At 63.5% G+C, this 11,471-nt stretch carries 15 protein-coding genes; 3 read left to right on the forward strand and 12 right to left on the reverse strand.

Annotated features, from left to right (window positions below; all coding sequences use genetic code 11):
- Nucleotides 1-25 precede the first annotated feature (25 nt).
- From era to EJ078_RS05670, 5 genes are all read right to left on the reverse strand, one after another.
- Nucleotides 26-958, reverse strand: a complete 933-nt coding sequence (era, locus tag EJ078_RS05650; protein ID WP_189413605.1) for a GTPase Era — start codon at nucleotides 956-958, stop codon at nucleotides 26-28.
- Nucleotides 943-1,659 (reverse strand): ribonuclease III, encoded by a 717-nt coding sequence (gene rnc, locus EJ078_RS05655; protein ID WP_127404052.1) that lies wholly within the window; start codon nucleotides 1,657-1,659, stop codon nucleotides 943-945. The genes era and rnc overlap by 16 nt, the downstream gene beginning before the upstream one ends.
- A 4-nt stretch (nucleotides 1,660-1,663) precedes the next feature.
- Nucleotides 1,664-2,413 (reverse strand): signal peptidase I, encoded by a 750-nt coding sequence (gene lepB / locus EJ078_RS05660; RefSeq protein WP_127216069.1) that lies wholly within the window; start codon nucleotides 2,411-2,413, stop codon nucleotides 1,664-1,666.
- Between the two features lie 80 nt (nucleotides 2,414-2,493).
- The gene (gene acpS / locus EJ078_RS05665; protein WP_067321104.1) at nucleotides 2,494-2,907 is read right to left on the reverse strand and encodes a holo-ACP synthase; all 414 of its coding nucleotides are present in this window, start codon (nucleotides 2,905-2,907) and stop codon (nucleotides 2,494-2,496) included.
- Nucleotides 2,904-3,488: a DUF2062 domain-containing protein gene (locus EJ078_RS05670; protein ID WP_067321101.1), complete on the reverse strand. Its 585-nt coding sequence runs from the start codon at nucleotides 3,486-3,488 to the stop codon at nucleotides 2,904-2,906. Before EJ078_RS05670 ends, acpS begins: the two co-directional genes overlap by 4 nt.
- Before the next feature lie 166 nt (nucleotides 3,489-3,654).
- Here EJ078_RS05670 and EJ078_RS30660 point away from each other — a divergent pair, with 166 nt between their 5' ends.
- Complete coding sequence (locus EJ078_RS30660) at nucleotides 3,655-3,786, forward strand: hypothetical protein (RefSeq protein ID WP_259979799.1); 132 nt, start codon at nucleotides 3,655-3,657, stop codon at nucleotides 3,784-3,786.
- On the opposite strand, the gene EJ078_RS05675 is transcribed toward EJ078_RS30660, so the two are convergent.
- The 4 genes from EJ078_RS05675 to rpoZ form a co-directional block, all read right to left on the reverse strand.
- A complete protein-coding gene (locus EJ078_RS05675; protein ID WP_066997467.1) occupies nucleotides 3,767-4,147 on the reverse strand; it encodes a VOC family protein in 381 nt (126 codons plus the stop codon). The two genes, EJ078_RS30660 and EJ078_RS05675, sit on opposite strands and share 20 nt — an antisense overlap.
- A gap of 74 nt (nucleotides 4,148-4,221) precedes the next feature.
- On the reverse strand, nucleotides 4,222-4,800 hold the full coding sequence (pyrE, locus tag EJ078_RS05680; RefSeq protein WP_095823682.1) for an orotate phosphoribosyltransferase: 579 nt from the start codon (nucleotides 4,798-4,800) through the stop codon (nucleotides 4,222-4,224).
- Nucleotides 4,801-4,914: 114 nt separating this feature from the next.
- Entirely contained in the window at nucleotides 4,915-7,143 is a 2,229-nt protein-coding gene (locus EJ078_RS05685) for a bifunctional (p)ppGpp synthetase/guanosine-3',5'-bis(diphosphate) 3'-pyrophosphohydrolase (RefSeq protein ID WP_066997471.1), read from the reverse strand.
- A gap of 125 nt (nucleotides 7,144-7,268) precedes the next feature.
- The gene (rpoZ, locus tag EJ078_RS05690) at nucleotides 7,269-7,670 is read right to left on the reverse strand and encodes a DNA-directed RNA polymerase subunit omega (protein ID WP_066997473.1); all 402 of its coding nucleotides are present in this window, start codon (nucleotides 7,668-7,670) and stop codon (nucleotides 7,269-7,271) included.
- Between the two features lie 297 nt (nucleotides 7,671-7,967).
- Here rpoZ and EJ078_RS05695 point away from each other — a divergent pair, with 297 nt between their 5' ends.
- Both EJ078_RS05695 and EJ078_RS05700 read left to right on the forward strand, forming a co-directional pair.
- On the forward strand, nucleotides 7,968-8,549 hold the full coding sequence (locus EJ078_RS05695; RefSeq protein ID WP_066997475.1) for an NYN domain-containing protein: 582 nt from the start codon (nucleotides 7,968-7,970) through the stop codon (nucleotides 8,547-8,549).
- Nucleotides 8,546-9,217, forward strand: a complete 672-nt coding sequence (locus EJ078_RS05700) for a uracil-DNA glycosylase (RefSeq protein WP_164747319.1) — start codon at nucleotides 8,546-8,548, stop codon at nucleotides 9,215-9,217. Before EJ078_RS05695 ends, EJ078_RS05700 begins: the two co-directional genes overlap by 4 nt.
- Here the strand turns inward: EJ078_RS05700 and EJ078_RS05705 are convergent.
- The 3 genes from EJ078_RS05705 to dapA are packed head-to-tail and all read right to left on the reverse strand — an operon-like array spanning nucleotide 9,186 to nucleotide 11,359.
- A complete protein-coding gene (locus EJ078_RS05705; protein ID WP_127216070.1) occupies nucleotides 9,186-9,929 on the reverse strand; it encodes a GH25 family lysozyme in 744 nt (247 codons plus the stop codon). The two genes, EJ078_RS05700 and EJ078_RS05705, sit on opposite strands and share 32 nt — an antisense overlap.
- 43 nt (nucleotides 9,930-9,972) lie before the next feature.
- Nucleotides 9,973-10,452, reverse strand: coding sequence for an SsrA-binding protein SmpB (gene smpB, locus EJ078_RS05710; RefSeq protein WP_067321086.1), 480 nt, complete (start codon nucleotides 10,450-10,452; stop codon nucleotides 9,973-9,975).
- A 25-nt stretch (nucleotides 10,453-10,477) separates the two neighbouring features.
- Nucleotides 10,478-11,359, reverse strand: a complete 882-nt coding sequence (gene dapA / locus EJ078_RS05715) for a 4-hydroxy-tetrahydrodipicolinate synthase (protein WP_095823685.1) — start codon at nucleotides 11,357-11,359, stop codon at nucleotides 10,478-10,480.
- Between the last annotated feature and the right edge of the window lie 112 nt (nucleotides 11,360-11,471).

Genomic DNA, 11,471 nt, shown 5'->3' on the forward strand with positions numbered 1-11,471 from the left:
CTGCGTCGCTTTTGGGCGACATGGATCAGTTGGGAAACTCCAATCCCATCTCGCGATAGCGCTCGGGGTCGTCGCCCCAGTTCTCGCGCACCTTGACGAACAGGAAAAGATGCACCTTCTGCTCGAGGATCTCGGCGATCTCGGCGCGCGCGGCCTGGCCGATGGCGCGGATCGTCTCGCCCTTGTGGCCAAGCACGATCTTCTTCTGGCTCTCGCGCTCGACATAGATGACCTGCTCGATGCGCACCGAGCCGTCCTTCTTCTCCTCCCACTTCTCGGTCTCGATATGCGAGGAATAGGGAAGCTCCTGATGGAGCCTCAGATAAAGCTTTTCGCGCGTGATCTCGGCCGCGAGCTGGCGCATCGGCAGATCGGAGATCTGGTCTTCCGGATAGTACCAGGGACCGGCTGGAAGGGTCTCGGCAAGATAATCGAGCAGGTCCTTGCAGCCGGAGCCGGTGAGCGCCGAGACCATGAAGGTGCGCTTGAACGGCACTCTTTCGTTCGCTGCCGCGGCCAAAGCAAGCAGCGTCTCCGGCTTGACCCGGTCGACCTTGTTGAGGACGAGCAGCATCGGCTGCTTGACGTCCTTCAGCCGGTCGAGGATCGCGTCGGCGTCGCCTTTGATGCCGCGTTCGGCATCGATCAGCAGCACCACGACATCGGCATCCTTGGCGCCGCCCCAGGCGGTGCTGACCATGGCCGTGTCCAGCCGCCGCCTCGGCTTGAAGATGCCGGGCGTGTCGACGAAGACGATCTGCGCGTTGTCATGCGTGGCGATGCCGCGCACGATGGCTCGCGTGGTCTGCACCTTGTGGGTGACGATCGACACTTTCGCGCCGACCAGCTGGTTGACCAGCGTCGACTTGCCGGCATTGGGCGCGCCAATCAGGGCGACGAAGCCTGAGCGCGTAGGAGGCGTTTCGGAGGTTTCGGTGGCGGTCATGCAGCGCTCCATACGCCTTCGCGCAGCAGCAACGCGGCCGCCGCCGCCTGCTCCGCTTCCCGCTTGGAACGGCCGCTGCCGATCGCCGGCGCGAAAGAGCCGACCTTGACGCTGACGGTGAACAGCGGGTCGTGGTCGGGCCCTTCGCGAGCATCCACCCGGTAGGCCGGCACCGCGCCCGACGCCGCCTGGTGCGCCCACTCCTGCAACTCGGTCTTGGCATCGCGGCGGGCAGCACCGATCGCCTGCGAGCGCGGCTGCCAGTAGCGGTGGATAAACGCGCGGGCGGTCTCAAGGCCACCATCCAGATAAAGCACAGCGATCAGCGACTCCAGCGCGTCGGCACGCAGATTGGTTCGCTTGCGGCCTTCGAGATTGCGCACGTCGGAGCCGGCGCGGATCAGCTCCGGCAGGCCGATCTCCTCGGCGACCTCGGAGAGCGCCTCGGCATTGACCAGCGCGTTGAGGCGGAGCGACAGCTCGCCCTCGGCGGCATCCGGAAAGGCAGCGAGCAGCATGTCGGCCACGACCAGGCCGAGAACGCGGTCGCCCAAAAATTCGAAGCGTTCGTAGTCCACGCCGGCATGCGTCGAACGCGCGCTGGCATGGGTCAGCGCGCGCTGCAGACGCTGGCGGTCGGCGAAGGCGTGGCCGGTGCGCTCGACAAGCGCTTCGGCAAGGGCATCGGCGGTCAAACGCTTGGTCGCCGCCATAACCTTAGTGGACGAGATGGAACAGGCGGCCGGCACGCATCAGCGACGGCCACTTCCAGATTTCCAACGGGCTTGCGCCATCGGCGATCGAGAAGAAGATGACGTTGGCGCGGCCGACGAGGTTCTCGGCCGGCACGAAACCGACGGTGAAGCGGCTGTCGGAGGAATTGTCGCGATTGTCGCCCATCATGAAATAGTGGCCGGGCGGCACATCGAACTCGCGCGTGTTATCGCCGATCGAATTGGGCGTCAGATCGAGCGTGTCATAATTGACGCCGTTGGGCAGCGTCTCGCGATAGACGTCGACGGGACGGTCGACCTCGGTGATGTCGGGGTTGTCGATCTGGCCGACCTTTTCGCGCGGCACCGCGGTGCCGTTGATGAAGAGCTGGCCGTCCTTGACCTGGATCTTGTCGCCGGGCAGGCCGACGACGCGCTTGATGTAGTCGACGGACGGATCCGGCGGGAACTTGAACACGACCACGTCGCCGCGCTTGGGCTCAGAGCCCCAGATGCGGCCGGAGAAAATGTTGGGGCCGAAGGGCAGCGAGTAGCGCGAATAGCCATAGGCCCATTTGGTGACGAACAGATAGTCGCCTTCGAGCAGCGTCGGCCGCATCGAGCCGGAGGGGATGGAGAAGGGCTGGAACAGCAGCGTGCGGATGACAAGCGCGAGCAGCAGAGCCTGGATGATGACGGAAAAGGTTTCCCCAAGCCCGCCGGATTTCTTCTGCGATTTTTCAGCCACGCTCATGTCGTCCTCGATTGTGCGTTGGTTGGTATAGAGTCTCGGCGCGCGCTGGGCAACGTCATGCCGCCCGTGGTCAGATGGAATCAATGTGGCGCTTGTTCGGCGGGCACTGCCTCGATGATCACAAAGGCTTGAGCAAGTGGAAAATCGTCGGTGATAGTGAGGTGGATCAGCGCATGGTGGCCCTTGGGCAGGATTTTTTCCAGCCTGGCGGCAGCGCCGCCGGTGAGCGCCATGGTGGGCGCTCCGCTGGGCAGGTTGACCACGCCCATGTCGCGCCAGAAGACGCCCTCGGCCATGCCGGTGCCAAGCGCCTTGGCGCAGGCCTCCTTGGCGGCGAAGCGCTTGGCGTAGGAAGCGGCACGGGCCGCGCGCTTCTCCGACTTGGCCTGCTCGACCTCGGTGTAGATACGCTGGATAAAGCGCTGGCCGTGCCGTTCCAGGGACTTCTCGATACGTCTGATGTCGATCAGGTCACTGCCGATGCCGATGATCATTCCGCGGGAACTTCCCGTCCGCCCTGCCGGGCCTTCCTGGCTCGCTCGGTCATTCGCCGCTGCCGTTGCGCGCGAAAAGCGGTCATGCCCCACCGCGTGACACCATAGAAGACGAGCCCGAAGACCAAGCCGAGGGGCACCGCGCCGAGAAGCATCGGCTCCAGGATCGGGTGCCACAGCTTGGCGAAGGAAAGCGTGTGCATCATTTCCCCGAGATGCTCCGGCGGCCCATGCCTGGGCAGATGTTCATGCAGGATGAGCTTGCCAGTCTCCCAGGACGCGCCCCAGAGCAGCGGGAAGGACAGCGGATTGCCGAAGAACACCGCACCGAGGGCTGCCGCCACCAGATTGCCGGCGATCACCCAGCAGAGCACGGCGGCGATGATGAAGTGGAAGCCCAGCGGGAAGAAGGAGGCGAAAACGCCTGCCGCGACTCCGGCGGCCACCGAATGGGGCGTCGCTTTCAGCCGCAGAATGCGCTTGGAGAAATACTGAACGGAGCGCGAGAACGAGCGGCGCGGCCATAGGTAAGTACGCACCCGCTCCAGGAGGCCATCAGGCTCTCGGCGTCGAAAAAGCACTCTGTTTCGGTTCCTGGTCCAACACACGCTTCCCTGCCAGCCGGGTCGCGCCAACATTATCTTGCGCTTCACCGGCGCAGGAAGGCAACAAAACTTTGCTATAGCGGCGATTGCCAGACCACGGAACAGCGAAACGTCGCCGCGATGGTCTGCCGCAGGCTCTTACATGAGCGCCATTCTGGCGAAACTGAGGAAGACTGGGCAAAGCATGTTTGGCCATTCGTCCTTGCGCGACCGCGGCGCCGAGGTATCGGACGCGGTCAGCCTGGGCTTTTCAGCTAAGTTCGATATTCGCTGACCTCGACCAGGTTGTCGTCGGGATCCCGGAAATAGACCGACATCATTCTGCCGCGAGCACCGGTGCGCTCGACAGGTCCGACTTCGACCGCCACACCGTTGGCTTCGAGGCTGGCGCGGATGTCGGCAAGAGGCACCGCAGCAATGAGGCAGAAATCGCCGGAGCCCGGCGTCGGCGCCTTCGCCTTCGGCTCAAAGGTGCGAGCGACCTCGTGCAGATTGATCTTCTGCGATCCGAACAGAAGCGCGGTCGGCCGGCTCGGCTCGTCCAGCCGCCCCATGCCCAGCACGCGCTGATAGAAGTCGCAAGTCGCTTCGACAGACCGGACCGTCAGGACGAAATGATCGATGCCGGCTATCATGGGGCCTCTGCGCGCTTCGCTGGCAAAGAGATTCAACCGGCACCCTCAGGTGCTTGTTTTCATTCATCGCCAGGTCAGATATTTCGGCTTCCCGGCTTAACGGCAGGGATGGCGGCAAGTTCCGGCGGCAGGCGGTCGGGCGGGTAGGCCGGCACCTCATATTCGGCGAGCGCAATCAGCGGCACGCCGACATCGGTCTTGCCGGCCGAGCGGTCGATGATGCAGGCGGCCGCCACCACCTCGGCGCCGAGCTGGCGCAGGCAGTCGATGGTCTCGCGAATCGAGAGACCCGTGGTGACGATGTCCTCGACAATGACGACGCGCGATCCCTTTGCGATCTCGAAGCGACGCAGTCGGAACTCGCCCCCTTCCCGCTCGACCCAGACCGCCGGCGCGCCGAGATGGCGCGAGGTCTCGTAGGCCGGGATCAGGCCGCCGATCGCCGGGCCGACGACATAGTCGATCCTGCCCGGCACCGCCTCACGAATCTTCTCGGCCAGCGCCTTGCACAGGCGCTCGGTCTTGTCGGCATGCATGAAGACGCGCGCCTTCTGCAGGAAGATCGGGCTGCGCAGTCCGGACGTCAGGATGAAGTGCCCCTCGAGAACCGCGCCCGCCTCGCGGAAAATGCCCAGCACTTCATCGGTGTTCATTGTTCGCTCCATGCTCTTGGCGAGTGGTGAGTAATGAGTAGTGAATAGAATAGCGATGAGTGAATGGTGAATGGTAGTGATAGGCAACCTAATTCACTATTCACTGTTTACTATTCACCCATTCACACGCCGTGCGTCGCTGACGCTCGAATTATCCTTGAGCTGCGACAGCAGCCGGTTGAGGTGCTTCAGGTCCCAAACCTCGAGGTCGATCAGCATCTCGGTGAAATCGGGCGCGGTGCGCACCATCGACAGCGTGTGGATGTTGGCATCGTTAGACGCGACGACCTGCGCGATGTCGGCGAGCGAGCCCGGCGCATTGATGGCTGTGACCGAGATGCGGGCCGGGAAGCGCTCCTTGGTACGCTCGTCGATGTCCCAGCGCACATCGATCCAGCGCTCGGGCTGGTCGTCGAAAGCCTGCAGGGCCGGCGACTGGATAGGATAAATGGTGATACCGGTTCCTGGCTGAATGATGCCGACGATGCGGTCGCCGGGCACCGCCCCTTCCGGCGCGAAGCGCACCGGCAGGTCGCCGCGCACGCCGCGGATGGGCACCGCACCGTCGCGCTGCTGGTCCTTGCCCTTGCGCGCGGCGCGGCCGGGCATCTGGAACAGCATGCCCGCGGCGTTGCGGATCTTGGACCAGCCTTCCTCGCGCTGCTTGGGCGCCGCGACCGTGACGCGCTCGTCCTTGTAGTCGGGGAAGACTGCTTTCATGACATCGGTCGAGGCAAGCTCGCCGCGGCCGACAGAGGCCAGCACGTCCTCTATATCCTTGCGCGCCAGGCGATGCAGAACCGGCTTCAGGCTTTCCTTGGTGAAGTTCTTGCCGGCGCGCTCGAAGGCGCGTTCGAGGATGCGGGCGCCGAGCCCGGAATATTGCTTGCGGATGGCATTCTTGGTGGCGCGGCGGATGGCGGCGCGCGCCTTGCCGGTGACGACGACCGATTCCCAGGCTGCCGGCGGCACCTGCGCCTTGGAGCGGATGATCTCGACCTCGTCGCCGTTCTTCAACTCCGTCATCAGCGGCATGATGCGGCCGTTGACCTTGGCGCCGACACAGGTGTCGCCGACATCGGTGTGGACGGCATAGGCGAAGTCGATGGGGGTGGCGCCGCGCGGCAGGGCGATCAGCATGCCCTTGGGCGTGAAGCAGAACACCTGGTCCTGGAACAGCTCGAGCTTGGTGTTTTCCAGGAAATCCTCGGGATTGTCGCCCTCGGCCAGTTGCTCGATGGTGCGGCGCAGCCAGGCATAGGCGTTGGTCTCCTTGGAGATCGCGTGCGCTGCGCCGTTCGGCTTGCCGCCGCTGTCCTTGTAGATCGAATGCGCGGCAACGCCGTATTCGGCGATCTTGTTCATCTCGCGGGTGCGGATCTGCAGTTCGACGCGCTGGCGCGAGGGGCCGACAATGGTGGTGTGGATCGAGCGGTAGTCATTCTGCTTCGGCGTCGAGATGTAATCCTTGAAGCGGCCAGGCACCATCGACCAGGTGGTGTGGATGGCACCAAGCGCGCGGTAGCAGTCCTCGACGGTGTCGACGACCACACGGAAGCCGAAGATGTCGGAGAGCTGCTCGAAGGAGAGCGCCTTGGCCTCCATCTTGCGGAACACCGACCAAGGCTTCTTCTGCCGGCTTTTGACGCCGGCTTTGATCGCGTGTTTTTCGAACAGGCCGGACAACGCCTTCTCGATCTCGTCCAGCACGCCCTTGTTGCGCTCGAAGATTTCGGCGAGCCGCGCGGTGACGGCGCGATAGGCTTCCGGATTGATGTAGCGGAACGCGATCTCCTCAAGTTCCTCGCGCATGCCTTGCATGCCCATGCGGCCGGCGAGCGGCGCATAGATATCCATCGTCTCCTCGGCGATGCGCAAGCGCTTGGACTCGGGCATATGGTCGAGCGTGCGCATGTTGTGCAGGCGATCGGCGAGCTTGACCAGCAGAACGCGAATATCCTCGGAGATCGCCAGCAGCAGCTTGCGCAGGTTCTCGGCCTGCTCGGCCTTCTTGGAGACGAGGTCGAGCTTCTTCAGCTTGGTCAGTCCCTCGACCAGCTTGCCCATCTCGGGGCCGAACAATTCATCGATCTCGGCCCTAGTGGCGGTCGTGTCCTCGATCGTGTCGTGCAGCAGGGCAACGGCGATGGTCGCCTCATCCATATGCATCTCGGTGAGGATGGCCGCCACTTCCAGCGGATGCGAGAAATAGGGATCGCCCGAGGCGCGCTTCTGGTGGCCATGCTTTTGCATGGCGTAGACATAGGCCTTGTTGAGCAGCGCCTCGTTGACGTCAGGCTTGTAGCGCTGCACGCGCTCGACAAGCTCATACTGACGCATCATGGGCGAAATCTCGCGGTGATGAAATGATTGATGCGCCGCACCGGCGTGCGACGCATCCCATAGATAGCCACGAAACTGACGATACGGAAGTCCCGGATGCTTGATCCAGGCCCGTGTCCAAGAGCTTAGTAGTCGTCGCTCTTTTCCGGCGGCACCAGACCCTCGATGCCGGCGAGCAGGTCTTCCTCGCTCATGCGGTCGAAGGCGATGTTCTCTTCGGCATCGTCGGTGTCGGCAGCAGCGGTGGCAGCGCCGGTCTGGTCGGCGATGGCCTCGCCCTCGGCCTCCGGCTCGTCGACCTCCACATGCTTCTGCAGCGAGTGGATCAGGTCTTCCTTGAGGTCGTCCGGCGACAGCGTCTCGTCGGCGATCTCGCGCAGCGCAATGACCGGATTCTTGTCATTGTCGCGAGGAACGGTGATCTGCGCGCCCTGGCTGATCTGGCGGGCACGGTGGCCGGCGAGCAGCACGAGCTCGAAACGGTTGTCGACCTTGTCGATGCAATCTTCAACGGTTACGCGGGCCATGGACTGCCCCCTTTCATGCGTGGATTTGATGGAAAACTGGCGGGCTCCATAACAAGGACGCCGCCGAAATACAAGCTTTATGGCGGGCACCGCCGAAGCACGAGCCCCTGCCCGGCTCAATATCGGACTTCGCCTTGCTTACCTGGTGCCGATCACAATTGCTTGCAATGCGCGCCCTGCCCTTGGATATCCATAAATCTGGCGTTATCTCGAAAGGGGCGGGAAGAGGGACCATTATCGGGCCTACCCGTCACGTCCTTTTAGACGACAGAAATTTTTGAAAAGGGATATTTTTCAATGTTCGATCCCCGTGAAAAGATCGCTCTTTTCATCGACGGCGCCAACCTCTACGCCACCTCGCGGGCGCTGGGCTTCGACATAGACTACCGCAAGCTTCTGTCGAGCTTTCAGAAACGCGGCTACCTGCTCAGGGCCTATTACTACACCGCGCTGGTCGAGGATCAGGAATATTCCTCGATCCGGCCGCTGATCGACTGGCTGGACTATAACGGCTTCAAGGTGGTGACCAAGCCAGCCAAGGAGTTCACCGACTCGACCGGCCGGCGCAAGATCAAGGGCAACATGGACATCGAGCTCACCGTCGATGCGCTGGAGCTTGCCGATGTCGTCGACCACTATGTCATCTTCTCCGGCGACGGCGACTTCCGCACGCTGGTCGAGGCGCTGCAGCGGCGTGGCCGCAAGGTTTCGATCATCTCGACCATGGCCTCGCAGCCGCCGATGATCTCCGACGACTTGCGCCGCCAGGCCGACCACTTCATCGACCTCATGACGCTGAAGAACGAAGTCGGCCGCGATCCATCGGAACGGCCGGTCCGCCGGCCTGAGCCTGCTGAAGCCGACGAGGACGATTATTGAGCGCGGCAGCCTTGAGCGCCGCGCCCTCCCCCGAGCCTGACCGCGATTGTCCGCTTTGCCCGCGGCTGCACGACTTCATCGCCGCCTGGCGCCAGCGCGAGCCGGGCTGGTTCAATGCACCGGTGCCGACCTTCCTGCCGCCGGAGGGCGAGGACTCGGTCAGGCTCCTCATCGTCGGGCTGGCGCCCGGCCTGCGCGGCGCCAACCGCACCGGGCGTCCCTTCACCGGCGACTATGCCGGCGACCTGCTCTACGCAACGCTGATCGCTCAAGGGTTGGCGCGCGGGGAATTCAAGGCCAGGCCCGATGACGGGCTGGAGCTCGTCGGCACCGCGATCACCAATGCGGTGCGATGCGTGCCGCCGGAAAACAAGCCGGTCGGCGCCGAGATCGCCACCTGCCGCACCTTCCTCAAACCGACGATCGCGCGCTTTGCCAATCTGCGGGCCATCCTGACGCTGGGCTCGATCGCGCATCAATCGACGGTGCGGGCGCTGGGCGGGCGCGTCGCCACCCTTCCGTTCCGCCACGGCGGACGCCAGCAGGCCGGCGGCATCACGCTGTTCTCCAGCTATCACTGCTCGCGCTACAACACCAACACCGGTGTCCTGACGGAAGCGATGTTCGTCGATGTCTTCAAGGAGATAGCAGCCTTCCTGAAGAGCTAGGGTCCGGCGCCGCGGCAAACAACTCCGACAGCCTCGCCGGCCCGCCCTTCAGCACATTCAGGTCGACGTCGCCGTCGATGCCGTCGACACGGCCTGTGTCGAGATATTGCCAATAGACCCAGTCGTCGTCGTTCAGCGGCCCCCGCACAGAGCGCAGCCAGCGCTGGCGTACCGCGATATGAGCGGCATAGGTCGGTGCCGTCTCATCGGTTATATAGAGAATGCCCGGCTTGCCGTAAGCCGCCTCGACCGGGCCAAGGAATGCCAGCAGTTCGGCGTTCAGCTCGGCGGGCGAAGGGCGTCGCGGACAATTGCCGTGGAACTCGATGTCGACCACCGGCGGCAAGAGCTGCTCGCCGCGCGGCACGACCGATATGAAGTTCCTGGCCTGGTCGGCACCCGGGCGGCAGAAGGTGAAGAAATGATAGGCGCCGACAGCGAGGCCCGCCGCGCGGGCCTGGCGCAAATTCTCAGCAAAGGCATCGTCGACATAGTCACCACCTTCCGTCGCCTTGATGATGGCGAAGACGACATCGTCGGCCGCGACGCGCGGCCAGTCGATCCTGCCCTGGTGATGCGAAACATCGATGCCCCTTATGGGGAATTCGCTGCGATCCGGCGGGAAAGCACGGGGTCGGAAAAAGCCCTCTGCCCATGTGGCAAGCGCCAGAACCACGAAAGCCAGGGCCAGGGCAATCAAGCCGTTCCTCAAGCCTTGGCTCCCTGCTCGCCTTGCCCGCATATCGAAGGTGGCTTTATCCGCGCTCCTTAAGGAGCCGCCCCTTCTCGCGCGACCAGTCGCGCTGCTTTTCGGTCTCGCGCTTGTCGTGCAGCTTCTTGCCGCGGGCGATGGCGAGCAGGAGCTTGGCGCGGCCGCGATCGTTGAAATAGATTTTCAGCGGCACCAGCGTCATGCCTTCGCGCTCCACGCTCTGGGCAAGCTTGGCCATCTCGCGCTTGCTGACGAGCAGCTTACGGCGCCGGCGCGGCTCGTGGTTGAAGCGGTTGGCCTGGAGATATTCCGGCAGATAGGAATTGATCAGCCAGATCTCGCCGCCTTCGGCGGAGGCGTAGCTCTCCTGGATGTTCGCCTGGCCCTGGCGCAGCGACTTGACCTCGGTGCCGGTCAGCACCAAGCCGGTCTCGATCGTGTCGAGCACCTCGTAGGAAAAGCGCGCCTTGCGGTTTTCGGCGACCGTCCTGTTGTTGGGGTCGGCTTTCTTGACTTGATTCATAATGCGGAGAGGTGGCGCCTCATCCCTAATTAATCAAGCCGGCGTGCTTCAGCGCCGCGTCGAGCTTCTCGGCGGTCGAAGCTTCGACCGTCACCAGCGGCGAGCGGACCACGTTCTCGACCTTGCCCAGCTTCGACAGGGCGTATTTGGCGCCGGATACGCCGGGCTCCACGAAAATTGCTTTATGCAGCGGCAGGAGACGATCCTGCAGTTCTAGCGCCTTGGCGCTGTCGCCGGAGAGCGTGGCTTCCTGGAACTCGGCGCAAAGGCGCGGCGCGACATTCGACGTCACCGAGATGCAGCCGACGCCGCCATGCGCATTGAAGCCGAGCGCGGACGCATCCTCACCGGAAAGCTGGATGAAATCCTTGCCGCAGGTCATGCGCTGTTCCGAGACGCGCTCGACCTTGCCGGTCGCATCCTTGACGCCGGCGATGTTCTTGAAGTCGTGGCGCAGCCTGCCCATCGTCTCCGGGGTCATGTCGATCACCGAGCGCGGTGGGATGTTGTAGATGATGATCGGCAGCTTGGTTGCCCTGGCAACGGCTGCGAAATGCTCGTAGAGGCCGCGCTGGGTCGGCTTGTTGTAGTAAGGCGTGACGACCAGGGCTGCATCGGCGCCGGCCTTTTCGGCATACTGCACCAGGCCGACGGCTTCCTCGGTGTTGTTGGAGCCGGCACCGGCCACAACTGGAACCCTGCCCCTGGCGACCTCGATGCAGACCTTGACGACATTGCGGTGCTCGTCATGCGACAACGTCGGCGACTCGCCGGTGGTGCCGACGGGCACGAGGCCCTTGGTGCCCTCGGCGATCTGCCATTCGACAAACGCGCGAAAGGCTTTCTCGTCGAAACGCCCGCTCTTTTCAAACGGTGTCACGAGCGCAGTCAGGGAGCCTCTCAGCATATTGTCCAAACTCCTTGGGACTTTGTTGGTCCAAGCATGTCGTTCTCCCAAAGCCGGGTGCCCACTTTGGGCGACATGCATCAGCGTTTTGTCGATGCGTAAATTCCCGCGC

Source organism: Mesorhizobium sp. M1A.F.Ca.IN.022.06.1.1, assembly GCF_003952605.1.
Lineage (GTDB): Bacteria > Pseudomonadota > Alphaproteobacteria > Rhizobiales > Rhizobiaceae > Mesorhizobium.

Bases quoted from the DNA above. Each gene is read 5' to 3' on its own strand.
- era (WP_189413605.1), bottom strand. From the start codon at position 958: ATGGAGCGCTGCATGACCGCCACCGAAACCTCCGAAACGCCTCCTACG.
- rnc (WP_127404052.1), bottom strand. From the start codon at position 1,659: ATGGCGGCGACCAAGCGTTTGACCGCCGATGCCCTTGCCGAAGCGCTT.
- lepB (WP_127216069.1), bottom strand. From the start codon at position 2,413: ATGAGCGTGGCTGAAAAATCGCAGAAGAAATCCGGCGGGCTTGGGGAA.
- acpS (WP_067321104.1), bottom strand. From the start codon at position 2,907: ATGATCATCGGCATCGGCAGTGACCTGATCGACATCAGACGTATCGAG.
- EJ078_RS30660 (WP_259979799.1), top strand. From the start codon at position 3,655: ATGAGCGCCATTCTGGCGAAACTGAGGAAGACTGGGCAAAGCATGTTT.
- EJ078_RS05675 (WP_066997467.1), bottom strand. From the start codon at position 4,147: ATGATAGCCGGCATCGATCATTTCGTCCTGACGGTCCGGTCTGTCGAA.
- pyrE (WP_095823682.1), bottom strand. From the start codon at position 4,800: ATGAACACCGATGAAGTGCTGGGCATTTTCCGCGAGGCGGGCGCGGTT.
- EJ078_RS05685 (WP_066997471.1), bottom strand. From the start codon at position 7,143: ATGATGCGTCAGTATGAGCTTGTCGAGCGCGTGCAGCGCTACAAGCCT.
- rpoZ (WP_066997473.1), bottom strand. From the start codon at position 7,670: ATGGCCCGCGTAACCGTTGAAGATTGCATCGACAAGGTCGACAACCGT.
- EJ078_RS05695 (WP_066997475.1), top strand. From the start codon at position 7,968: ATGTTCGATCCCCGTGAAAAGATCGCTCTTTTCATCGACGGCGCCAAC.
- smpB (WP_067321086.1), bottom strand. From the start codon at position 10,452: ATGAATCAAGTCAAGAAAGCCGACCCCAACAACAGGACGGTCGCCGAA.
- dapA (WP_095823685.1), bottom strand. From the start codon at position 11,359: ATGCTGAGAGGCTCCCTGACTGCGCTCGTGACACCGTTTGAAAAGAGC.